Raw genomic sequence first — 23,260 nt, 5'->3', positions numbered from 1 at the left:
GGCCGCCGAGAGGCTGCGGCCGCTGGCCGCGCCGGTCGAGGAGCATGACCGCGCGGCGCCCGCCGTGCCCGCACAACAGGTGCCCGCGCCCGTACAGCACGCGCCCGTACAGCACGCGCCCGGACCCGTACGCCCGGCGGCCGGCCCCGTACAGACCGCCCCGGGCCCCGTACAGGCCGCCGCCCCCGGGCCCGTACGAGCCGCTCCCGGGCCGGCCGGAGCCACCGGCGGCGCGGTCGAGGGCCGGGTGAACCGCCCCCTCGTCGCCGCCCTCGGCGAGCTCGGCCTGATCGCCCGCGTGCTGCCCGCCGACGGCCGGGAGTCGGCCATGGACCTGTGCCTGCTGCGCGAGTGCCTCGCCCAGGAGTGCACGGAGGCCGAGACCGCCCTCGCCCTCCAGGGCCTCGGCGCCCACCCCGTCCTCCGCTTCGGCACGGCCGAACAGCGCGCCCGCTGGCTGCCCGAGGTGGTCGCCGGCCGCGCTGTCGCCGCCTTCGCCCTGAGCGAGCCGGGCGCCGGCTCCGACGCGGCCGCCCTCTCCCTCGCCGCCGAGGTGGACACCGCCCCCGGCGGCCGGGGCCCGCGCTGGCGCCTCACCGGAACCAAGTGCTGGATCTCCAACGCGCCCGAGGCCGACTGCTACACCGTCTTCGCCCGCACCACCCCCGGCGCCGGCGCCCGCGGCATCAGCGCCTTCCTGGTGCCCGCCGACCGCCCGGGGCTGACCGGGGAGCACCTCGACATGCTCAGCCCGCACCCGGTCGGCACGCTCTCCTTCGACGGCGTCCCGGTGACCGCCGACGACCTTCTCGGCGAGTTCGACCGCGGCTTCTCCGTCGCCATGCGCACCCTCAACCTCTTCCGGCCCAGCGTCGGGGCGTTCGCCGTGGGGATGGCCCAGGCCGCCCTGGACGCGGCCCTCGCCCACGCCGCCGAGCGCACCGCCTTCGGCGGCCCGCTGCGCGACCTCCAGTCCGTCTCCCACCAGCTCGCCGAGATGGCCACCCGCACCGAGGCGGCCCGGCTCCTGGTGTACGCGGCGGCGGAGGCGTACGACCGCGGGGCGCGCGATGTCGCCCGGCGCTCGGCGATGGCCAAGCTGCTGGCCACCGAGACGGCGCAGTACGTGGTGGACGCCGCGGTGCAGATCCACGGCGCCCGCGCGCTGCGCCGGGGTCACCTCCTCGAACACCTCTACCGGGAGGTGCGGGCGCCCCGCGTCTACGAGGGGGCGACCGAGGTCCAGCGCTCGATCATCGCGAAGGAGATGTACCGATGAGTCTGGAGCGGATCAACCCCGCCGAGCTCTCCCCGCCCACCGGCTTCAGCCACGCCGTCGTGGCCACGGGCGGCCGGCTGGTCTTCCTGGCTGGGCAGACCTCCCTGGACGGGGCGGGCGCCGTCGTCGGCGACACCCTGCCCGAGCAGTTCGAGGCGGCCCTCGCCAATCTGCTCGCGGCACTGAGCGAGGCGGGGGGCGCGCCCGCCGACCTGGCCCGGATCACGGTCCACACCACGGACGTCGCCGGCTACCGCGCGTGCGCCCCCGAACTGGGCCGCGTCTGGCGCCGCTTGGCCGGGCGCGACTACCCCGCGATGGCGGTGATCGGCGTGGTGCGGCTGTGGGACGAGGCGGCGATGGTGGAGCTGGACGGCATCGCGGTGCTGCCGTGAGGGCGGCGACCGGATCGCCGCGGCGGCGTACACCCCCGGCCTGCTCGAAGGTGTTCCTCAAGGAAAGTGCGCGGCGCCCGTCAGATGTCGCGGAACGTCTCGATCTGCGCGCCGACGGAGTTGAGGCGCTCCGCCAGGTCCTCGTAACCGCGGTTGATGACATAGACGTTGCGGAGGACGGACGTGCCCTCCGCCGCCATCATCGCCAGCAGGACGACCACCGCGGGGCGCAGCGCCGGCGGGCACATCATCTCCGCGGCGCGCCAGCGGGTCGGGCCCTCGACGAGCACCCGGTGCGGGTCGAGCAACTTGACGTTGGCGCCCAGCCGGTTGAGGTCCGTGAGGTAGATGGCGCGGTTGTCGTAGACCCAGTCGTGAATGAGGGACGAGCCCTGTGCCGTGGCCGCGATCGCGGCGAAGAACGGCACGTTGTCGATGTTGAGGCCCGGGAACGGCATCGGGTGGATCTTGTCGATGGGCGCCCGCAGCTTGGACGGCCGCACGGTGAGGTCCACCAGCCGGGTGCGACCGTTGTCCGCCGGGTACTCCGGACTGCGCTCGTGGTCCAGGCCCATCTCCTCGAGCACCGCGAGCTCGATCTCCAGGAACTCGATCGGCACCCGGCGGATCGTCAGCTCCGACTCCGTGACCACGGCCGCGGCCAGCAGGCTCATCGCCTCCACCGGGTCCTCGGACGGCGCGTAGTCCACATCGCGGTCGATGTGCGCCACACCGTGGACGGTGAGCGTGGTGGTGCCCACGCCCTCCACCTTGACGCCCAGCTCCTCCAGGAAGAAGCACAGGTCCTGGACCATGTAGTTGGAGCTGGCGTTGCGGATGACGGTGATGCCGTCGTGCCGGGCCGCGGCCAGCAGCGCGTTCTCCGTGACCGTGTCCCCGCGCTCGGTCAGCACGATCGCGCGGGTCGGGGAGACCGACCGGTCCACCACCGCGTGGTACTTGCCGCCGACCGCCGTGACCTCCAGGCCGAAGTGGCGCAGCGCCGTCATGTGCGGCTGCACGGTGCGGGTGCCGAGGTCGCAGCCGCCCGCGTAGGGAATGGTGAAGCGGTCCATGCGGTGCAGCAGCGGCCCGAGGAACATGATGACGCTGCGGGTGCGGCGCGCCGCCTCCGTGTCCATCGCGTCCAGGTCGAGCCGGGCCGGCGGGACGATTTCCAGGTCGTTGCCGTCGTTGATCCAGCGGGTGCGGACGCCGATGCTGCCCAGCACCTCCAGGATGCGGTAGACCTCCTCGATGCGGGCGACGCGCCGCAGCGTGGTGCGCCCGGTGTTCAACAAGGAGGCGCACAGCAGGGCCACGCACGCGTTCTTGCTCGTCTTGACGTCGATGCTGCCGGAGAGCTGACGGCCACCCACCACGCGGAGATGCATGGGGCCCGCGTACCCGAGGGAGACGATTTCACTGTCCAGGGCCTCGCCGATTCGGGCGATCATCTCAAGGCTGATGTTCTGGTTGCCCCGCTCGATGCGGTTGATCGCGCTCTGGCTGGTGCCCAGGGCCTCGGCGAGCTGCGCCTGGGTCCATCCGCGGTGCTGCCGGGCGTCCCGGATGAGCCGGCCGATGCGTACGAGGTAGTCGTCTGCCATGACTGCAGGTTATCTCAGATATGAGATCAAGGCCGATTACCCCTCGCGGGTGGTGACGGGGCGTCGCCCAGGAGGCGCGCTTCTCGCGGAGGCCGGGCGCCCCTCGGAGCGCGGGCTTCTTGCGTGGGCCGGGCGCCCCTCGGGGCGCGGGCTTCCCGCGTGGGCCGGGCGCCGCTCAGGGCGCGGGCTTCTCGCGGGCGCGCGGCCTGGCCCGCACGTGCATCCGCTCCCCCTGGCGGCCGAAGAGGCTGAGCACCTCGACCGGGCCCTCCCCGGTGGTGCCGAACCAGTGCGGCAGCCGGGTGTCGAACTCGGCGACCTCACCGGGGCCCAGAATCAGGTCGTGGTCGGCCAGCACCAGCCGCAGCCGCCCGGCGAGGACGTAGAGCCACTCGTAGCCCTCATGGGTGCACGGCTCCGGCGTGCTGCGGTCGGCCGGGAGGACCATCTTGTAGCTCTGCAGCGGGCCAGGGTGTCGGGTCAGCGGCAGCACCGTGCTGCGCGGCCCGCGCCGGGGCGTGAGCCGCACGCGCGGATCGCCCACCTCCGGGGCGCCGACCAGCTCGTCCAGGGGGACCTGGTGGGCCTGGGCGATGGGCAGCAGCAGCTCCAGGCTGGGGCGGCGCTGGCCGGACTCCAGCCGGGACAGGGTGCTCTTGGAGATGCCGGTGGCCTCGGCGAGCGCCGACAGGGTCACGCCCCGCTCGGTGCGCAGGCGCTTGAGACGGGGGCCGACCTCGGTCAGGGCCCGGGCGATGGCGGGTGAGTGCTCCACCGGTCCATTGCACCGCCCCGTTCCGCGCCGGGCAACATTCGTTGCCGTTTCCGGGACGGGGGCCGAAAGTCGCCGGAGGGGCCGGCCGGGCCCGGCCGGGCGTGCCGAGAGGCACCGAGGGACGCTGAAGCTGACGTACCGCGCGCCCGGGCATGACCAGGCGGCGGTCATGTACTAGAGTTATCTCGACATCGAGATATCTGCCGAGGCGTACCGCTGCTGCGCTCGGCGGGGTGTCGGTTGGCGTGCCCGCTGGTAAGGCAAGCCTAACTTAGCCCCACCTCAGCGGATCGGCAAGAAGCTGCACCGGCAGGATTGCGGTGGTACGCGCACATTGATGAAGGAGACTGTCGTGTCGGCGAACAGCTTCGACGCCCGCAGCACGCTGCGCGTGGGCGACGAGTCGTACGAGATCTTCCGGCTGGACAAGGTCGAGGGCTCCGCCCGCCTGCCCTACAGCCTGAAGGTGCTGCTGGAGAACCTGCTCCGCACCGAGGACGGCGCGAACATCACCGCCGACCACATCCGGGCCCTCGGCGAATGGGACTCCCAGGCGCAGCCCAGCCAGGAGATCCAGTTCACGCCGGCCCGTGTGATCATGCAGGACTTCACCGGTGTGCCGTGCGTGGTCGACCTCGCCACCATGCGCGAGGCCGTGAAGGAGCTCGGCGGCGACCCGGCGAAGATCAACCCGCTGGCCCCGGCCGAGCTGGTCATCGACCACTCCGTCATCGCCGACAAGTTCGGCACCGCCAACGCCTTCCAGCAGAACGTGGAGCTGGAGTACGGCCGCAACAAGGAGCGCTACCAGTTCCTGCGCTGGGGCCAGACCGCGTTCGACGAGTTCAAGGTCGTCCCGCCCGGTACCGGCATCGTCCACCAGGTCAACATCGAGCACCTGGCCCGCACGGTCATGGTCCGCGGCGGCCAGGCGTACCCCGACACCCTCGTCGGCACCGACTCGCACACCACCATGGTCAACGGCCTGGGCGTGCTGGGCTGGGGCGTCGGCGGCATCGAGGCCGAGGCCGCGATGCTGGGCCAGCCGGTCTCGATGCTCATCCCGCGCGTCGTCGGCTTCAAGCTGACCGGTGAGCTCAACCCCGGCACCACCGCCACCGACCTGGTGCTGACCATCACCGAGATGCTCCGCAAGCACGGTGTCGTCGGCAAGTTCGTGGAGTTCTACGGCGAGGGCGTCGCCGCCACCTCGCTCGCCAACCGCGCCACCATCGGCAACATGTCGCCGGAGTTCGGCTCCACCGCCGCGATCTTCCCGATCGACGACGAGACGCTGAAGTACCTGAAGCTGACCGGCCGCAGCGAGCAGCAGGTCGCGCTGGTCGAGGCGTACGCCAAGGAGCAGGGCCTCTGGCTCGACCCGGCCGCCGAGCCCGACTTCTCCGAGAAGCTGGAGCTCGACCTCTCCACGGTCGTCCCCTCCATCGCCGGCCCCAAGCGCCCGCAGGACCGCATCGTCCTCGCCGAGGCCGCCCAGCAGTTCGTCAAGGACGTGCGCAACTACGTCAGCGACGACGAGGAGGCGGGCAAGGAGTCCTTCCCCGCGTCCGACGCGCCGGCCTCCTCCAACGGCGTGCCGACGAAGCCGACCCTGGTCACCATGGCCGACGGCTCGACCTTCGAGATCGACCACGGCGCGGTGACGGTCGCGGCCATCACCTCCTGCACCAACACCTCGAACCCGTACGTCATGGTCGCCGCCGCCCTCGTGGCGAAGAAGGCCGTGGAGAAGGGCCTGACCCGCAAGCCGTGGGTCAAGACCACCCTCGCCCCGGGCTCCAAGGTCGTCACCGACTACTTCGACAAGGCCGGGCTCACCCCGTACCTGGACAAGATCGGTTTCAACCTGGTCGGCTACGGCTGCACCACCTGCATCGGCAACTCCGGTCCGCTGGACGAGGAGATCTCGAAGGCGATCAACGAGGCCGACCTCGCCGTCACCTCGGTGCTCTCCGGCAACCGCAACTTCGAGGGCCGGATCAACCCCGACGTCAAGATGAACTACCTGGCCTCCCCGCCGCTGGTCGTCGCGTACGCCATCGCGGGCTCCATGAAGGTGGACATCACCAAGGACGCGCTGGGCACGGACCAGAACGGCGCCCCGGTCTACCTCAAGGACATCTGGCCCTCCGAGGCCGAGGTCAACGACGTCGTGGCCAACGCCATCGGCGAGGACATGTTCAACAAGTCCTACCAGGACGTCTTCGCGGGTGACGCGCAGTGGCAGGCGCTGTCCATCCCGACCGGCAACACCTTCGAGTGGGACCCGCAGTCCACCTACGTCCGCAAGCCCCCGTACTTCGAGGGCATGACGATGGAGACCACCCCGGTCACGGACATCGCCGGTGCCCGCGTGCTGGCGAAGCTCGGCGACTCGGTCACCACCGACCACATCTCCCCGGCCGGCGCGATCAAGGCCGACACCCCGGCCGGCAAGTACCTCACGGAGCACGGCGTCGACCGCCGCGACTTCAACAGCTACGGCTCGCGCCGCGGCAACCACGAGGTCATGATCCGCGGTACGTTCGCCAACATCCGCCTGCGCAACCAGATCGCGCCGGGCACCGAGGGCGGCTTCACCCGCGACTTCACCCAGGACGGCGGGCCGGTGTCGTTCATCTACGACGCCTCCCGCAACTACATCGAGCAGGGCATCCCGCTCGTCGTCCTGGCCGGCAAGGAGTACGGCTCCGGCTCGTCCCGCGACTGGGCCGCCAAGGGCACCGCGCTGCTCGGCGTCAAGGCCGTCATCGCCGAGTCGTACGAGCGCATCCACCGCTCGAACCTCATCGGCATGGGCGTCCTGCCGCTCCAGTTCCCCGAGGGCGCCTCGGCGCAGTCGCTCGGCCTGACCGGCGAGGAGACCTTCTCCATCACCGGGGTCACCGAGCTCAACGAGGGCCGCACCCCGCGCACGGTGAAGGTCACCACCGACACCGGTGTGGAGTTCGACGCGGTCGTCCGCATCGACACCCCCGGCGAGGCGGACTACTACCGCAACGGCGGCATCATGCAGTACGTGCTGCGCTCGCTGATCCGCAAGTGATCGGCGGCGGACCGGCCGCCGAGGCCGGTCCGCCATCCGCCCAGCACGACGAGGGCCGCACCCCGGCGAGGGGTGCGGCCCTTGTGCGTTCTCGGCTGTCGTTCCGACGACGTCAGAACATCAGGCGATATCAGAACATCCAGCGGTAGATGTTGTAGCCGAAGCCGATCTTCTTCCGGGACTCGAAGGGGTCGGACGCGTTGCCGGTGCCCTTGTAGAGGTAGAGGTCACCATTGGCCTCGCGGGCCAGCATGTCGGTGCGGCCGTCGAGGTCCACATCGCCCGTGGAGAGCAGGGCGTTGTAGATGTTGTAGCCGTAGCCGACCTTCACGCGCGGCTCGAAGGGCGCCTTGTAGTCGCCGGTGCCCTTGTAGAGGTACAGGTCGCCCTTGCCGTCCTTGGCGACGATGTCGGCGCGGCCGTCACCCGTGAGGTCGCCCTTGCCGGAGAGGTGGGTGTACGCGTCCCAGCCGGAGCCGATCCGCACCCGCGGGGTGACCGAACCGTCGGGGTACGCCAGGTAGGTCCACATCACACCGGCCGTGTCGACGGCCATGATGTCGTACTCCTTGGCGCCGCCCAGGTCGCCGGGGGAGAGCACCTTGGTGTAGATGTTCCAGCCGCCGCCGATCTGCTTGTCGCCACCGTCGGAGCTGAAGTGCAGCATGCCGCTGTTGTCCCAGCTGTACAGGCCGTCGGACTCGCCGTCGCGGTCGTTGTCGACCCAGGCGGCGTTCTTGAAGTACTCCCAGCCGAACCAGACGTACTCGCGCTCGGTGAGCCCGCCCTGGCCGTCCATCCCGTACGAGTACAGGTCGCCGTTGGTCTCGACGCCCATCAGCGGGAAGACCGGAGCCTCGCCGGTGCCCGCGGAGGCGGCGAAGGGAACGGCCGACGGCGCGGCGGCCTCGGCGCCGAGGGGGGCCGGAACCGGCGCCGGGGCGGCGACGGCGGTGCCGGCGGTGCCGCCGAGAACGGCGGCGGCGACCAGAGCGGTCGCGAGACGGCGCAGGGTCTTCCCGCGCTGACGGCCGGAGGAAAAGGCCACGTGAGATCTCCAAAGTCAGACATCAAGCGCGACACGGTCCAATACGCGCGTCGCGGGATCACGTGGATCATGTCATGAGATGAGGAGGCGTCAACCGATTATGTGACCGGTCGGTAGGCCGTCGGGCGGCCCAGGAGTTCGATCTCGCCCAGGGTGCCCGCGCCCGTCAGGACGAGCCGGTATTTCCGGTATTTACCGGGTGATTTCACGGCGAAGGCCCGGGTCTGCCGGTCCCAGGCGAAGGTCTCCGCCGCGCGCCGGTCCAGGGTGACCCACTGGCGGCCGTCCCGGCTGCCGAGCAGCGTCCAGCCGGTGGGCGCGGCCGAACGCCCCGCGGAGGTCAGGGTGTAGCGCACGACCTCGGCCGGGCCGCCGACGTCGAGCGCCGCCTCGGCGAAGGAGGCCGTCGTCGCCGAGGTGTTGTCCACGAGCGCGCCACCGCGCCCGCCCCCGTCCCCGCCTCCGGTGAGCACGACCGGGGTGCCGGGCCCGGTCGCGTCCACCGCGGGCGACGGGGGAGCGTCCCCCTCCGTCAGGGAGGTGGGGCCCGCGTTCCGCCCGGTGCCCCAGGACGAGGGCCGGTCGCCCATGGTGAACTCCAGCGTGCCGCCCCGGGCGATGGCCGCGTGCGGCAGCGCCGTGGAGTGCCACGGGGCGCCGTTGACCTTCAGCGCCTGGACGTAAGGGGTCCGGGCGCTGTTGCCCCGGGCGGTGACCACGAGTTCGCGGCCCCCGCCCAGACGGACGGTCGCCTTGGTGAACAGCGGCGAGCCGATCGCGTACTCCGGACTGCCCATCACCAGCGGGTAGAAGCCCAGGGCGCTGAAGAGGTACCACGCCGACATCTCGCCGTTGTCCTCGTCACCGGGGTAGCCCTGCCCGATCTCGCTGCCCAGATACAGCCGGGAGAGCACCTCGCGCACCTTCTCCTGGGTCTTCCACGGCTGCCCGGCCGCGTCGTAGAGATACGCGATGTGGTGCGACACCTGGTTGCTGTGCCCGTACATGCCCATCCGCACGTCGCGCGCCTCGGTCATCTCGTGGATGACCCCGCCGTACGACCCGGCGAACGCGGGGGAGGCCGTCTCCGGCGTGGCGAAGAACGTGTCGAGCTTCTTCGCCAGCCCCTGCCGCCCGCCGTACAGGTTCGCCAGCCCCCGGCTGTCCTGCGGGGCGTGGAAGGCGAAGTTCCAGCCATTGGTCTCGGTGTAGTCGTGGCCCCAGACCCTCGGGTCGTAGACGTCCGGCGACAGCCGCCAGCCGCCGTCCGCGTCCCGGCCCTGGAAGAAGCCGACGCGCCGGTCGAAGAGGTGCACATAGCCGCGCGCCCGGTCCAGGAAGTAGTCGGCCTCCTCCCGGTAGCGCCGCTCGCCGGTCGTCCGGTGCAGCGCCTCGGCCATGCGGGCCAGCCCGAAGTCGTTGAGGTACCCCTCCAGCGCCCAGGACATGCCCTCGGGCGTGGCGGTGCTCGTGTAGCCGAGGAAGGGCGAGGTCTCCATGCCCTTGCGGCCCACACCGGAGGAGGGCGGCACCGCCGTCGCGTTCTTCAGCGCCGCCTCGTAGGCGGCCTTCGCGTCGAAGGGCACCCCCTTGAGATGGGCGTCGGCGAAGGCGACGTCCGAACTGGTTCCGGTCATCAGATCGGCGTAGCCGGGGGAGGACCAGCGGGAGATCCAGCCGCCGTCCTTGTACTGCTGCACGAAGCCGTCGACGAGCTCGCCGGCGTGCTCGGGGTCGAACAGCGCGTAGGCCGGCCAGGCGGTGCGATAGGTGTCCCAGAAGCCGTTGTTGACGTGGACCTTGCCGTCGACGAGCCTCGCCCCGGTGGCCGTCGGGGTGTTCTCGCCCGCCGGCGGCGAGAACGGGCTGGCGTAGCGGTACCGCGGCGCCTCGCGGGTGCCGGTGTTCTCGTACCCGGAGTTCGGATAGAGGTACAGCCGGTAGAGGTTGGAGTACAGGGTGGTGAGCTGATCGCGGGTGGCGCCCTCCACCTCGATCACCCGCAGCCGGCGGTCCCAGGCGTCCCGCGCCCGCGCCGCGACGGACGCCAGGCCGTCCGACGGCGCGATCTCCTGCTCCAGATTGGCCCTGGCCTGGTCCACCCCGATCAGCGAGGTGGCGATCCGTAACACCACCGTGCGGTCCGCGCCGGGCCGGAGGCGGAAGTAGCCGGTCACCCCCTCGCCCCCGCCGCCGGAGAGCGGTCCGCCCGCGACGACCGGAGCGTCGAGGACGCCGTACACGAACATCCGGGTCGCGCCCGTGGACAGCCCGCTGCGGACGTCGGAGTAGCCGCTGACCACCCCGCGTTCGGCGTCCAGCGTCAGCCCGCCCTCGCCCCGGACGTTGTCGAAGATCAGGGCGGCGTCGTCGGAGGGGAAGGTGAAGCGCATCAGGGCGGCGTGGTCGGTGGGCGCGATGTCCGCGCGCAGCCCGTTCTCGAAGGTCACCCCGTAGTGGTGCGGCCGCGCGGTCTCCTTCTCGTGCCGGAAGGGCAGCGCCCGGGCGGTGCGCCGGGCGTCCGGCACCCCGGCGGCGGCCGTCGGCATCACCTGGAAGGTCTGCCGGTCGCCCATCCACGGGCTCGGCTGGTGGGCGGCCGAGAACGCCTGCACGGTGGGCAGGTTGTCGGCGTTGTTGGCGCGGGCGTACTCGTACAGCCAGCTGGTGGAGCCCGCGTTGGTCACCGGGGTCCAGAAGGTGAATCCGTGCGGGACCGCGGTGGCCGGAAAGGTGTTGCCCCGGGAGAACGCGCCGCTCGAATGGGTGCCGCGGGTGGTGACCACGTGGTCGGCCGGATGGGCCGGGGGCGGCTCGGGCGGGGCGGGGGCGAGGGCGACGTCGTCCAGCCAGCCGCGGAAGTCCGCGGGCCCGGCGGGCGCGTCGTAGGCGATCAGAATCCGGTCCACCGTACGGCCGGCCGCGACGGCGCCGATCCGCGACTCCTTGTGGTTCCACTGGTTGACGTACAGCGTCTTCGACGCGCCCTGCCCCTGGGGGGTCAGCCGCGCGCCGTGCTGGTCCACGGCGTTCAGCTCGCTGAGATAGCCGCCGTCGGTGAAGGCCAGGTCGACCGCGACGTGGGTCGCGGGATAGCGGGGGTGCAGCGTGGGCATCGAGGGGAACAGCCGATAGGACAGCACGGTGTCGGCGGTGACCCGGGTGTGCACGTCGAAGACCTTGTTGTACGAGTACGCCCTGCCGTCCGGCCGATGCGCGCCGGCGTAGCGCAGGGCGCGCAGCCCCGTGAAGCCGGCGCGCGCCTTGGCGGTGGGGGAGCCGGTGGGGCCGCGGTCGACATGGCTGCGCATGGTCGGGGGCGGCGGGGGCGGCGGGCCGCCGGTGGCGAGCTGGAACTCGGCGAGCTGGGTGAGCTCGGCGCCGGCGTTGCGGTCGATCTCCAGCCGGAAGTGCCGGTACGGGGTCGTGGCGGCGGCGGTGAACTCGCGGGTCAGCTGGCGCCCGTCGAAGCTCTCGCCGGTCCGGGTGTCCAGGGTGGTCCAGGTGGCGCCGTCGGCCGAGCCCCGGAGGGTCCAGTCGCGGGGGTCGCGGGCGGCCGCGTCATTGGCCGAGGTGAGGGCGTAGCGCACGACGGCCGCGGGCCGGGAGAGGGTGAACTCGAGCCAGGCCGTGGGGGCGAACACCAGCCACTTGGTGCCGGGTTCGCCGTCCACGAGGTTCTCCTTCACCTCCCCGGCCTCGGTGTGCTCGCCGCTGGCCCGCACCTCGGTCACGGTGTCGGTGACATTGCCGGGGATGCCGGGAGGTGTGCCGCCGTCGACACCGGAGGCCCGGGGCTCGCCGTCGGGGCCGGTCTCGACCGTGTCGCTCCAGTCGGGCGGCGGGTCGTCGGGCTCGAAGGAGGAGGCGAACCGCTCGCCGGCCGGCCGGTCCGCGGCGCGTTCGGCGGGAGCGGACACCGTGTGCCCGGCCGGAGCGGCAGCCGCCGTCCCCGGTGCCGTCCCCAGCAGTACGGCGGCCCCGAGCAGCGCGATCCACCGTCTGTGACGACCCTGACGTCCGCTCTTCATGCCCACCCACTCCCTCTGGAGCCCCCTGGAGCGCCCCTGGAGCCGACAACGTTGTCCATCGGGTCGTGCGGACTCAACGTAGGGCTTCTGTGGCCTTTGGTGTCAAGGGTGATGGCGGTATTCGAGCCGCGCCGGGGGCGGGCCGCGTGTCATGCCCGGCCGCGGGCCGGGCATGTCTCAACTCGGGAAAGACTGCGGCCCAAAGCTGCTCTCGATCTTGCCCAGCCGCCGGGGAGTGGACTATACCTGTCGGCGTCCAGCGGGCCGTGCGTTCATCGGCCGCTGACCTCGTGGAGCCCAGCGCGACCCAGCTTCAAATGACCGCGGTGCCGGGGAGGTTCCTGGTTCACCGCCTGAGTCCTGGAGAAGGCGAGGACTTGAGCATGGGAACGACCTCCGAGTACGGCCGCCGCGATCTGATCAAAAGAGCGGCGGCATTGGGCCTGATCGGTCTGCCGGCGATGGGCGCGCTCTCCGCGTGCGCCACCTCCGGCGACGGTGGCGGCGAGGCCAAGGAGGGCACGAAGAGCGCGGACAACCCGCTCGGTGTCGACAAGAACGCGGCCCTCGACTTCGTCGTCTTCAACGGTGGCTTCGGCACGCAGTACGCCAAGGACGCGGCCAAGGACTACGAGGCGAAGTACGGAAAGGTCGCCCTCAAGGAGACCCAGGACATTCAGCCGCTGCTCCAGCCGCGGTTCGTCGGGGGCAATCCCCCCGACCTGGTCGACAACTCGGGCGCCAAGCAGATGGACGCGGCGACCCTCATCTCCAAGGGGCAACTCGCCGATCTCACCCCGCTGCTGGACGCCCCCTCGTACGACGACCCCAAGAAGAAGGTGCGGGACACCCTCGTCCCCGGCACCATCGAAATGGGCCAGTACGGCGACGAGAAGTGCTACCGCCTCAACTACGCCTTCACCACCTTCGGCGTCTGGTACTCCGGCAAGCTGCTGGAGGACAACGGCTGGGAGTATCCGAAGACCTGGGACGCCATGCTGGCGCTCTGCGAGAAGGCCAAGCAGAAGGGCATCGCCGGCTGGACCTACGCCGGCAAGCACCCGTACTACATTCCGTTCACGCTCTACCCGTTCATCGGGAAGATCGGCGGCAATGACGTCCTGAAGGCGATCGACAATCTCGAACCGAACGCCTGGAAGCACGAGGCGGTCAAAAAGGCCTTCGAGGCGTACTACGAGCTGGCCGCCAAGGGATACATCCTTAAGGGCACCCCGGGCCTGGACCACATTCAGTCGCAGACCCAATGGACCAAGGGGAAGGCGCTGTTCATTCCCAACGGCTCCTGGGTGGAGAACGAGGCCAAGCCCACCACCCCGCCCGACTTCCGGATGACGATGGCCCCGCCGTCGAGCCTCGACAGCTCCGACAAGATGCCGTTCGAGACCATCTGGGCGCAGGCGGGCGAGCCCTTCATCGTTCCCCAACAGGCCAGGAACAAGGCCGGCGGCATGGAGATGCTGCGCGTGATGCTCAGCAGGAAGGCCGCGCAGAACTTCGCCAAGCTGGTCTCCTCGCTCACCTGTGTGCAGGGCGCCACGGACGGCATGACGCTCCCGCCGGGCCTGGACTCCTCCAGCAAGGCGCTCTCGGCCGCCGGGTCGAACGTCGTCAACCCGAGGATCGCGGACTGGTACCAGACCCTCCACAAGGAGAAGATCGGCGGCATTCTCGCCGAGCTGCTGGCGGGCCGGGTGAAGCCGGACGAGGCCGTCAACTCCATCCAGCGGGTCGCCGACGAGACGGCCAAGGACGACGCGGTGAAGAAGTACAAGCACGCCTGAGAAGCGCCCGGGCACCCCGGGCGGCAGCTGTCCGGTCGTCGTCGACAACGGTACGAGCAAGGGGCAGGGCGGGAATGGCGAGTGACAGCCGAGCGGCGGTGGCCGAGGGCCGCGCCGGAACACCTCAGCGGGCGCCGGGCGGCGGATTCCGCGCCTCGCGGCACTACCGGACCTATGTCAAATACCGGTTCATCAGCGGATTCCTGCTGGTGCCCCTGGTGTTGTACGCGGTCTTCGTCATCTCGCCCTTCCTCCAGACGTTCTACTACTCGCTGACCGACTGGACGGGCTACAGCAACGACTTCTCGATGGTCGGGCTCGACAACTACGCCAAGCTCGTCGACGACGACATCTTCTGGAAGGCGCTCTGGCACAACGTCGTGGTGCTGGTCGCGCTGCCGCTGCTGGCCCTGGGCCTGGGGCTGTTCTTCGCCTTCATGCTGAACGTCGGGGGCCGCCACCGCCGGGGCGAGGCGGTCGCCGGGGTGCGCGGCTCCGCCGTCTACAAGGTGATCTACTTCTTTCCGCAGGTGCTGTCGATCGCGATCATCGCGGTGCTGTGGAGCAATATCTACAATCCGCAGGGCGGGCTGCTCAACGGGGTGCTCGACGCCGTGGGCCTGTCCTCGCTGGAGCAGTCCTGGCTGGGCGATCCGGGGCTCGCGCTCGCCTGCGTCATCGGCGTGATGGTGTGGGCGAACGTCGGCTTCTACGTGGTGCTGTTCTCCGCCGCGATGGGCGCGATCCCCAGGGAGATCTACGAGGCGGTGCTGCTGGACGGCGCCGGCCGGGCCACCACGTTCTTCCGGATCACCCTGCCGCTGATCCGGGACACCGTGCAGACCGGCTGGGTCTACATGGGCATCATCGCGCTGGACGCCTTCGCGTATGTGCACATCATGACGGTCAACCAGGGCGGCCCGAACTACTCGACCATGGTGCTGCCGGTCTACCTCTACAACAAGGCGTTCCGGGACGGCCAGGCGGGATACGCGACCGCCGTCGGCGTGGCCCTGCTCGTGGTCACCATGGTCTTCGCGGTGCTGGCCATGGGCCTCGGGCGCCGCCGCGACCGGATCGAGTTCTGAGATGGCCGGGCGCGGCGCGGTGCGAGGCGGGGGCCGCCGGCCGGGGCGCGTCCCCGTGCGGCCGGGGCGCGGGAAGCGGCGAGCGGGGAGAGGCGAACGATGACCACCACCGAACCCACGGGTGTCTCCGGCCGGAGCGCGGCCGGCGCGGCGCCGGACGCCGGAGGCCCCTCCGGGCGCCCGGGGAGCGGCCGCCGCGAGGGGCGCGTGCTCAATGTCTTCTCGCACGGCTTCCTGGTGCTGTGGGGCCTGCTGGCCGCGGGGCCGCTGCTGTGGGCGGCGATGAGCTCGCTCAAGACCTCGGGGCAGATCCTGGACAGCCCCTGGTCGCTGCCCACCACCCTGCACTGGGAGAACTGGTCGCGGGCCTGGACCGGCGCCAATATCGGCCAGTACACGCTCAACTCGCTGATCGTGGTCGTGCCCTCGGTGCTGGGCACCATGCTGCTCGGTTCGATGGTGGCCTATGTGATCGCCCGCTTCACCTTCCCGGGAAACCGGTTCGTCTACTTCCTCTTCGTCGGGGGAATGACCTTCCCGGTGATCATGGCGATCGTGCCGCTGTTCTTCGTGATGAAGAACTTCGCCCTGCTGGACACCTACCACGGGCTGATTCTGGTCTATATCGCCTATTCGCTGCCTTTCACGGTCTTCTTCATGACCGCGTTCTTCAGAACGCTGCCCGGCTCCATCGCGGAGGCGGCGATGATCGACGGGGCCTCGCACTCCCGGGTCTTCTTCCAGGTGATGCTGCCCATGGCCAAGCCGGGGCTGGTCAGCGTGGGGATCTTCAATTTCCTGGGGCAGTGGAATCAGTATCTGCTGCCGATCGCGCTCAATCCGCAGTACGACGACCGGCGGCTGCTCACCCAGGGCCTGGCGATGCTGGCGGTGTCCCAGGGGTACAAGGGCGACTGGTCGGGGCTCTTCGCCGGGCTCACCCTGGCGATGCTGCCCGTGCTCGCGGTCTACACCGTCTTCCAGCGCCAGGTGCAGGCGGGCCTGACCGCCGGCGCGCTGAAGTAACGCTCATCCGATCCTCACCCCGCTCAAGGTCTTGACGGGAGACAACGGGAAGAGCTCGACTTAGAGTTCACATGTTGTAGACGACGGGGTCTTCTGTGGTGGTCCCGTCCGGCCTTGGTGGGAGTGATCGGACCGTGGTGGAGACTCCGGGATCGCAGTCGTCGCTGCACCGGGCCAATCTTGAGCGGGTCGTCCGCGCGGTGCGCATGGCGGGCTCGCTCACCCAGGCCGAGATCGCCCGCACCACCGGGCTCTCGGCCGCCACGGTCTCCAATATCGTCCGCGAGCTCAAGGACGGCGGAACGGTCGAGGTCACCCCCACCTCGGCGGGCGGCCGCCGAGCCCGCAGCGTCTCGCTCAGCGGGGACGCCGGCATCGTCGTGGGCGTCGACTTCGGACACACCCATCTGCGGGTCGCGGTGGGCAACCTCGCCCATCGGGTGCTCGCCGAGGAGGCCGCCCCGCTGGATGTGGACGCCTCCGCGGAGGAGGGCTTCGACCGGGCGGAACAGCTGGTCAAGAAGCTGATCACGGAGACCGGGGTCGGCGTCGGCAAGATCGTCGGGGTGGGGCTGGGCGTCCCGGGCCCGATCGACGTGGCCTCCGGCACCCTGGGCTCCACCGCGATCCTGCCGGGCTGGGCCGGCACCAACCCCCGCGACGAGCTGGCCGGACGGCTGGGGGTGCCGGTGCACGTGGACAACGACGCCAACCTCGGCGCCCTCGGCGAGCTGGTCTGGGGCGGCGGGCGGGGGGTCAAGGACCTCGCCTACATCAAGGTGGCCAGCGGCGTCGGCGCCGGGCTGGTGATCAACGGGCAGATCTACCGGGGCCCGGGCGGCACCGCCGGCGAGATCGGCCACATCACCCTGGACGAGTCCGGGCCGGTGTGCCGCTGCGGCAACCGCGGCTGCCTGGAGACCTTCACCGCCGCCCGCTATGTGCTGGCGCTGCTGCACTCCAGCCACGGCCCCGACCTCACCATGGAGCGGGTGGTGCGGCTGGCCCGGGAGGGCGACCCGGGCTGCCGCCGGGTGGTCGGCGACGTCGGCCGGCACATCGGCAGCGGCGTGGCGAATCTGTGCAATCTGCTCAATCCCAGCCGGGTGGTGCTCGGCGGCGATCTCGCCGAGGCCGGGGAACTGGTGCTGGGGCCCATTCGGGAATCCGTGGCCCGGTACGCCATTCCCAGCGCCGCCCGTCAGCTCTCCGTGGTTCCCGGTTCGCTCGGCGGCCGGGCCGAGGTATTGGGCGCTCTCGCTCTGGTATTGAGCGAGATGGGTGATTCGAACCTTCTGGACGAGTCATTCCCGGCGGGGGCTCCTGCCTTCACTTAGATAACGAATGGCACCGTTGCCATCTCGTTAAGGATTTACTTCTTGACGCTCTTCTCGTGGCCGAGTTGACTTCCAGCCACCTCGGCCGCAACGACGCGGCCTCGTCAGGGAGGTATCCGTAGTGAATACGCATCTGCGTCGTGCTGCCGTGGCCGTGGCGGCCGCGTCGATGGCCGTTGCCGGGCTCGCCGCCTGTGGCAGCGCCAAGCAGGCCGGTGACAAGTCCGAGCAGGCCAAGGACAAAAAGGGCCCGCTCACCATCGGCCTGCTCCTGCCGGAGAACCAGACCGCGCGGTACGAGAAATTCGACAAGCCGCTCATCGAGAAGCGCATCAAGGAGCTGGCCGGCCCGGAGACCACCGTTCTCTACGCCAATGCCAAGCAGGAGCCGTCGGTCCAGCAGCAGCAGGTCGACACCATGATCACCAAGAAGGTCGACGCGCTCATCCTCGACGCGGTGGACTACAAGTCGATCGCCTCCTCGGTCAAGAAGGCCGATGACGCCGGCATCCCCGTGGTGGCCTACGACCGGCTGGCCGAGGGCCCGATCAAGGCCTACACCTCGGTCGACAACGAGCTGGTGGGCAAGCTCCAGGGCGAGGCCCTGCTGCGCGAGCTCGGGGACAGGGCCTCCCAGGGCAAGATCGTGATGATGAACGGCTCGGTCACCGACCCCAACGCCGCGATGTACAAGAAGGGCGCCCACGCCGCGCTCGACGGCAAGGTCACCGTCGGCAAGGAGTACGACACCAAGGAGTGGAAGCCGGAGAACGCCAACGAGAACATGAAGGGCGCCATCTCCGCGCTCGGCAAGGACAACATCGTCGGTGTCTACTCCGCCAACGACGGCATGGCCGGCGGTGTGATCACCGCCCTCAAGGGCGCCGGCTTCGACAAGCTCCCCCCGGTCACCGGCCAGGACGCCGAGCTCGCCGCCGTGCAGCGCATCGTCGCCGGTGAACAGTTCATGAGCATTTACAAGCCGTACGCGCCGGAGGCGTTCGCCGCCGCCGAGTTCGCCGTCGCGCTGGCCAAGGGCGAGAAGCTCGACACGATCGCCAAGACCACCGTGGACAGCGGCACCGCCAAGGGCATCCCGACCGTCTTCGTCACCCCCGTGCCGCTGACCAAGGACAACATCCAGAACACCGTCCTCAAGGACGGCCTCTACCAGCGCGACGAGATCTGCACCGAGAAGTTCGCGTCCGCCTGTGACGCGCTCGGGCTGAAGTAGTCCCGCGCCCGCCCGGACCCGTACCCGGGCCCCCGCCCGGACCCGTACCCGTATCCGGGCCCCGCTCCCCGCGCCGTACGCCGCGCCCGGAGCACCACCGGGCGCACCACGCCCATGCACCAGCGGCCCCGCCCCGGGAGCCGCGGCACCAGCCGGCGGTCCGGTGAGCGGACCGCACCGTCAAGACCCCGTCCGGCGCCCGGCCCCCGATCCTCCCCCGAGCGGGGCCGGCCGCCGGACGGCACATCCCCCGCCGGGTCAGGCGGCGAAGGAGATGATTCACGTGTCCGCTACGCCCGTGCTGGCGTTGCGCGGGATCTCCAAGCGGTTCGGCGCCGTACAGGCGCTCACCGATGTGGAGCTCGAGATCCATGCCGGCGAGGTGGTCGCCCTGGTCGGCGACAACGGCGCCGGCAAGTCGACCCTGGTCAAGACCATCGCCGGGGCCGCCCCCGCCGACGAGGGCGTCATCGAGTGGGAGGGCCGGCCGGTGCGGATCGGCCGCCCGCACGACGCCCAGGACCTGGGCATCGCCACCGTCTACCAGGACCTCGCGCTCTGCGACAACCTCGATGTCGTGGGCAACCTCTTCCTCGGCCGCGAGATCCGCCGCGTCGGAGTCCTCGACGAGGTCGAGATGGAGCGCCGCTCCCGCGAGCTGCTCTCCACCCTCTCCATCCGCATCCCCAGCGTGCGCATCCCCATCGCCTCGCTCTCCGGCGGCCAGCGGCAGACCGTCGCCATCGCCCGCTCGCTGCTGGGCGAGCCCAAGGTGGTCATCCTCGACGAGCCCACCGCCGCGCTCGGCGTCGAACAGACCGCCCAGGTCCTCGACCTCGTCGAACGGCTGCGCGAGCGCGGCCTCGGGGTCATCCTCATCAGCCACAACATGGCCGACGTCAAGGCCGTCGCCGACCGGGTCGCGGTGCTCCGCCTCGGCCGCAACAACGGCACGTTCGATGTGCGCACCACATCCCAGGAAGAGATCATCTCCGCCATCACCGGCGCCACGGACAACGCGGTGACCCGGCGCACGGCGCGTTCCGCGGAGGGCCGGAAGTGACCACCGACACCACCACCCCCGAAGACGGCACCCCCGCGGACCGGGCCGCCCCGGCCGCCGGCGCCGTCGAGTCCACCCCGCCGGCCCCCGCGGCCGTCACCGCCGTCGACCCCCGGCTGCTGGTCCGCCAGCAGGGCTTCCGGGGCTACGCCGAGGAGTTCCGGCGCAAGCTGCGCAGCGGCGAGCTGGGCTCCCTGCCCGTGGTCGTCGGGCTGATCGCCATCGGCATCGTCTTCCAGCTCCAGGACTCCGCCTTCCTGGGCGCGGAGAACCTCTCCAACCTCTTCGTGACCAGCGCCGGCACCGGCCTGATCGCCGTCGGCATCGTCTTCGTGCTGATCCTCGGCGAGATCGACCTGTCGGTCGGCTCGGTCAGCGGCCTCGCCGCCGCCGTCTTCGCCGTGCTCACGATCAACAACGGCGTGCCGGAGGGCCTGGCCCTGCTGCTCGCCGTGCTCACGGGCACGGTCATCGGCGCCGTCCACGGCTTCTTCTTCGCCCGGATCGGCGTCCCCGCCTTCGTAGTGACCCTGGCCGGCCTGCTCGGCTGGAACGGTCTGATGCTCCAGGTGCTCGGCACCAACGGCACCATCAACCTCGACGACTCCGGCCTGGTGGCCAAGCTCACCAACCACTATTTCGGCGATGTCGCGGCCGCCTACGGACTGGCCCTGCTGAGCGTGGCCGCCTTCTTCCTGTTCTCCTGGCGCGACAGCCGCCGCCGGGAGGCCGCCGGGGTGCCCAGCCGGCCGCTGAGCGAGATCGCGCTGCGCACGGCCGCGCTGGCGGTGCCGGCGTTCGTGGTGGCCTGGCTGCTCAACCAGTACAAGGGGCTGCCGCTGGCGCTGGTGATCTTCCTCGGGGTGGTGGTCGCGCTCGACTTCGTGCTCCGCCGCACCTCGTACGGGCGCAAGGTCTTCGCCCTGGGCGGCAGCGTCGAGGCCGCCCGCCGGGCCGGCATCAACGTGGCCCTGGTCCGGATGTCCGTCTTCGCGCTCGCCGGCACCATGGCGGCCGTCGGCGGCATGTTCCTGGCCTCCCAGATCAACGCCGCCAACCAGGGGTCGGGCGCGGGCAGCCTGCTGATGAACTGCATCGCCGCGGCCGTCATCGGCGGCACCAGCCTCTTCGGCGGCCGGGGCTCGACCTGGTCGGCCCTGCTCGGCGTGCTGGTGATCCAGTCGATCGCCTCCGGCATGGCCCTGCTCGGCATCAACGCGGCCGTTCAGTACATGATCACCGGCGCGGTGCTGCTGGCGGCCGTCGTGATCGACTCGGTCTCCCGCCGCACCCAGAAGACGGCGGGCCGGGCCTAGTAGCGGCGGGCCCGGGCCCGGTAACGGCAGGCCGGGCCCGGTAAGGGCCCGGCGGACGGCCGATCGCGGATCGTGGCCCACGGCGCCCCCGGCGGCGCCGTGGGCCACCCGCGTGATGCAGATCGCACAGCCCGATCAACGCGATACCCGACGGAACATTAGACTCGACGGACCGGCAGGACCCGACAGGCACGACCTACAGGCGAAGCTCGACCGCGAACAGCAAGGAGGCACGGGTGGCGCTGCTGACCCGCATCAGGGGACCGCGCGATCTGGACCGGCTCGACCCGGAGCAGCTGGACGAGCTGGCGGCGGAGATCCGTACCTTCCTCGTCGACGCCGTCTCCAAGACCGGCGGCCACCTCGGCCCCAACCTCGGCGTCGTGGAGCTCACCATCGCCCTGCACCGGGTCTTCGACTCGCCGCGGGACAAGGTGCTCTTCGACACCGGACACCAGTCGTACGTCCACAAGCTGCTCACCGGCCGCCAGGACTTCGCCCGGCTCCGCGCCAAGGGCGGCCTGTCCGGCTACCCCTCGCGGGCCGAGTCCGAGCACGACGTCATCGAGAACAGCCACGCCTCCACGGTGCTGGGCTGGGCCGACGGCCTCGCCAAGGCCAACGAGGTGCTCAAGAAGGACGACCACGTCGTCGCGGTCATCGGGGACGGGGCGCTCACCGGCGGCATGGCCTGGGAGGCGCTGAACAACATCGCCGCCGCCAAGGACCGCCCGCTGGTCATCGTCGTCAACGACAACGAACGCTCGTACGCCCCCACCATCGGCGGCCTGGCCAACCACCTCGCCACCCTGCGCACCACCGACGGCTACGAGCGCTTCCTGGCCCGCGGCAAGGACATCCTGGAGCGGACCCCGGTCGTCGGGAAGCCGCTCTACGAGACCCTGCACGGCGCCAAGAAGGGCCTGAAGGACTTCATCGCCCCGCAGGGCATGTTCGAGGACCTGGGGCTGAAGTACGTCGGCCCCATCGACGGCCACGACATCGAGGCCCTGGAGTCGGCGCTCACCCGCGCCAAGCGCTTCGGCGGCCCGGTCATCGTGCACTGCCTCACCGAGAAGGGCCGCGGCTACCGCCCGGCCGAGCAGGACGAGGCCGACCGCTTCCACGGCATCGGCCCGATCCACCCCGACACCGGCCTCCCGGTCTCCAGCGGCGGCGCCGACTGGACCGGCGTCTTCGGTGACGAGATGGTCGCGCTCGGCAAGGAGCGCGAGGACGTCGTCGCCATCACCGCCGCGATGCTCCAGCCCGTCGGCCTGGACCGGTTCGCCAAGGCCTTCCCCGAGCGGGTGTACGACGTGGGGATCGCGGAGCAGCATGCCGCGGTGTCGGCGGCGGGGCTGGCGACCGGTGGGCTGCACCCGGTGTTCGCGGTGTACGCCACGTTCCTGAACCGGGCGTTCGACCAGGTGCTGATGGATGTGGCGCTGCACAAGTGCGGTGTGACGTTCGTGCTGGACCGGGCCGGGGTCACCGGTACCGACGGCGCCTCCCACAACGGCATGTGGGACATGTCGATCCTCCAGGTCGTGCCCGGCCTGCGGATCGCCGCGCCCCGCGACGCCGACCAGCTCCGCGCCCAGCTGCGCGAGGCCGTCGACGTCGACGACGCCCCCACCGTGGTGCGCTACTCCAAGGGCGCGGTCGGCCCGGCCGTGCCGGCCGTGGACCGGATCGGCGGCATGGACGTGCTGCGCGCCCCGGCCGCGGGCGGGGCCGCCGATGTGCTGGTGGTCTCGGTCGGCGCGCTGGCGCCGATGTGCCTGGAGATCGCCGACCTCCTCGACAAGCAGGGCATCTCCTCGACCGTGGTCGACCCCCGCTGGGTCAAGCCGGTCGACGAGAAGCTGCCGGAGCTCGCCGAGCGGCACCGCGTCGTCGTCACCGTCGAGGACAACAGCCGGGTCGGCGGCGTCGGCGCGGCCGTCGCCCAGGCCCTGCGGGACGCCGGCGTGGACGTTCCGCTGCGCGACTTCGGCATCCCGCCGCGGTTCCTGGACCACGCCTCCCGCAAGGAGGTCATGGCCGAGATCGGGCTGACCGCCCCCGACATCGCCCGTCAGGTCACCGGGCTGGTGGCCCGCCTCGACGGCCGCTTCGACGAAGAGGCGGCAGAGGCGGCCGAGGCGGCGCAGACGGAGTCCGCCGAGGCGTAAGGGCCCGGAAGG

At 70.8% G+C, this 23,260-nt stretch carries 14 protein-coding genes and 1 pseudogene; 11 read left to right on the top strand and 4 right to left on the bottom strand.

Annotation, left to right across the window (positions count from 1 at the left end; translation table 11 throughout):
• Window positions 1-241: 241 nt before the first annotated feature.
• Both ACSNOD_RS01785 and ACSNOD_RS01780 read left to right on the top strand, forming a co-directional pair.
• Window positions 242-1,279 (top strand): annotated as a pseudogene (locus ACSNOD_RS01785) (acyl-CoA dehydrogenase family protein); the annotation flags it as partial.
• Complete coding sequence (locus ACSNOD_RS01780) at window positions 1,276-1,674, top strand: RidA family protein (RefSeq protein WP_436764893.1); 399 nt, start codon at window positions 1,276-1,278, stop codon at window positions 1,672-1,674. The pseudogene ACSNOD_RS01785 and the gene ACSNOD_RS01780, both read left to right, overlap by 4 nt.
• Window positions 1,675-1,754: 80 nt before the next feature.
• Here ACSNOD_RS01780 and ACSNOD_RS01775 read toward each other — a convergent pair whose 3' ends face one another.
• Window positions 1,755-3,284, bottom strand: a complete 1,530-nt coding sequence (locus ACSNOD_RS01775; protein ID WP_436764892.1) for a helix-turn-helix domain-containing protein — start codon at window positions 3,282-3,284, stop codon at window positions 1,755-1,757.
• Window positions 3,285-3,459: 175 nt separating this feature from the next.
• Entirely contained in the window at window positions 3,460-4,059 is a 600-nt protein-coding gene (locus ACSNOD_RS01770) for a helix-turn-helix domain-containing protein (RefSeq protein WP_436764891.1), read from the bottom strand.
• A 352-nt stretch (window positions 4,060-4,411) separates the two neighbouring features.
• Between ACSNOD_RS01770 and acnA the strand changes: the two genes are divergently transcribed.
• Complete coding sequence (gene acnA / locus ACSNOD_RS01765) at window positions 4,412-7,126, top strand: aconitate hydratase AcnA (protein ID WP_436764890.1); 2,715 nt, start codon at window positions 4,412-4,414, stop codon at window positions 7,124-7,126.
• Window positions 7,127-7,256: 130 nt separating this feature from the next.
• Here acnA and ACSNOD_RS01760 read toward each other — a convergent pair whose 3' ends face one another.
• Entirely contained in the window at window positions 7,257-8,174 is a 918-nt protein-coding gene (locus ACSNOD_RS01760) for an FG-GAP repeat domain-containing protein (protein ID WP_436764889.1), read from the bottom strand.
• Window positions 8,175-8,272: 98 nt separating this feature from the next.
• Complete coding sequence (locus ACSNOD_RS01755) at window positions 8,273-12,205, bottom strand: GH92 family glycosyl hydrolase (RefSeq protein ID WP_436764888.1); 3,933 nt, start codon at window positions 12,203-12,205, stop codon at window positions 8,273-8,275.
• Window positions 12,206-12,588: 383 nt separating this feature from the next.
• Between ACSNOD_RS01755 and ngcE the strand changes: the two genes are divergently transcribed.
• From ngcE to dxs, 8 genes are all read left to right on the top strand, one after another.
• Complete coding sequence (ngcE, locus tag ACSNOD_RS01750) at window positions 12,589-14,007, top strand: N-acetylglucosamine/diacetylchitobiose ABC transporter substrate-binding protein (RefSeq protein ID WP_436764887.1); 1,419 nt, start codon at window positions 12,589-12,591, stop codon at window positions 14,005-14,007.
• A 74-nt stretch (window positions 14,008-14,081) separates the two neighbouring features.
• Window positions 14,082-15,095: a carbohydrate ABC transporter permease gene (locus tag ACSNOD_RS01745; protein WP_436764886.1), complete on the top strand. Its 1,014-nt coding sequence runs from the start codon at window positions 14,082-14,084 to the stop codon at window positions 15,093-15,095.
• Window positions 15,096-15,194: 99 nt separating this feature from the next.
• The gene (locus ACSNOD_RS01740; protein WP_436764885.1) at window positions 15,195-16,121 is read left to right on the top strand and encodes a carbohydrate ABC transporter permease; all 927 of its coding nucleotides are present in this window, start codon (window positions 15,195-15,197) and stop codon (window positions 16,119-16,121) included.
• A gap of 137 nt (window positions 16,122-16,258) precedes the next feature.
• The gene (locus ACSNOD_RS01735; protein WP_436764916.1) at window positions 16,259-17,458 is read left to right on the top strand and encodes an ROK family transcriptional regulator; all 1,200 of its coding nucleotides are present in this window, start codon (window positions 16,259-16,261) and stop codon (window positions 17,456-17,458) included.
• Between the two features lie 169 nt (window positions 17,459-17,627).
• Complete coding sequence (locus tag ACSNOD_RS01730; protein ID WP_436764915.1) at window positions 17,628-18,692, top strand: substrate-binding domain-containing protein; 1,065 nt, start codon at window positions 17,628-17,630, stop codon at window positions 18,690-18,692.
• Window positions 18,693-18,966: 274 nt separating this feature from the next.
• Window positions 18,967-19,755 carry an ATP-binding cassette domain-containing protein gene (locus ACSNOD_RS01725; RefSeq protein WP_436764884.1) on the top strand — a complete coding sequence of 263 codons (789 nt, stop codon included), beginning with the start codon at window positions 18,967-18,969 and terminating at the stop codon, window positions 19,753-19,755.
• Window positions 19,752-21,071, top strand: a complete 1,320-nt coding sequence (locus ACSNOD_RS01720) for a sugar ABC transporter permease (RefSeq protein WP_436764883.1) — start codon at window positions 19,752-19,754, stop codon at window positions 21,069-21,071. The genes ACSNOD_RS01725 and ACSNOD_RS01720 overlap by 4 nt, the downstream gene beginning before the upstream one ends.
• 236 nt (window positions 21,072-21,307) lie before the next feature.
• Entirely contained in the window at window positions 21,308-23,248 is a 1,941-nt protein-coding gene (gene dxs, locus ACSNOD_RS01715) for a 1-deoxy-D-xylulose-5-phosphate synthase (protein ID WP_436764882.1), read from the top strand.
• Window positions 23,249-23,260: the final 12 nt, after the last annotated feature.

This window comes from Streptomyces sp. URMC 123 (genome assembly GCF_051386515.1).
In the GTDB taxonomy this organism is placed as follows: Bacteria; Actinomycetota; Actinomycetes; order Streptomycetales; family Streptomycetaceae; genus Streptomyces.
The sequence above is the reverse complement of the archived record's forward strand: the minus strand, read 5'-3'. Positions and strand labels throughout refer to the sequence as shown.

Bases quoted from the DNA above. Each gene is read 5' to 3' on its own strand.
- ACSNOD_RS01780 (WP_436764893.1), top strand. From the start codon at position 1,276: ATGAGTCTGGAGCGGATCAACCCCGCCGAGCTCTCCCCGCCCACCGGC.
- ACSNOD_RS01775 (WP_436764892.1), bottom strand. From the start codon at position 3,284: ATGGCAGACGACTACCTCGTACGCATCGGCCGGCTCATCCGGGACGCC.
- ACSNOD_RS01755 (WP_436764888.1), bottom strand. From the start codon at position 12,205: ATGAAGAGCGGACGTCAGGGTCGTCACAGACGGTGGATCGCGCTGCTC.
- ngcE (WP_436764887.1), top strand. From the start codon at position 12,589: ATGGGAACGACCTCCGAGTACGGCCGCCGCGATCTGATCAAAAGAGCG.
- ACSNOD_RS01745 (WP_436764886.1), top strand. From the start codon at position 14,082: ATGGCGAGTGACAGCCGAGCGGCGGTGGCCGAGGGCCGCGCCGGAACA.
- ACSNOD_RS01740 (WP_436764885.1), top strand. From the start codon at position 15,195: ATGACCACCACCGAACCCACGGGTGTCTCCGGCCGGAGCGCGGCCGGC.
- ACSNOD_RS01730 (WP_436764915.1), top strand. From the start codon at position 17,628: ATGGCCGTTGCCGGGCTCGCCGCCTGTGGCAGCGCCAAGCAGGCCGGT.
- ACSNOD_RS01725 (WP_436764884.1), top strand. From the start codon at position 18,967: ATGATTCACGTGTCCGCTACGCCCGTGCTGGCGTTGCGCGGGATCTCC.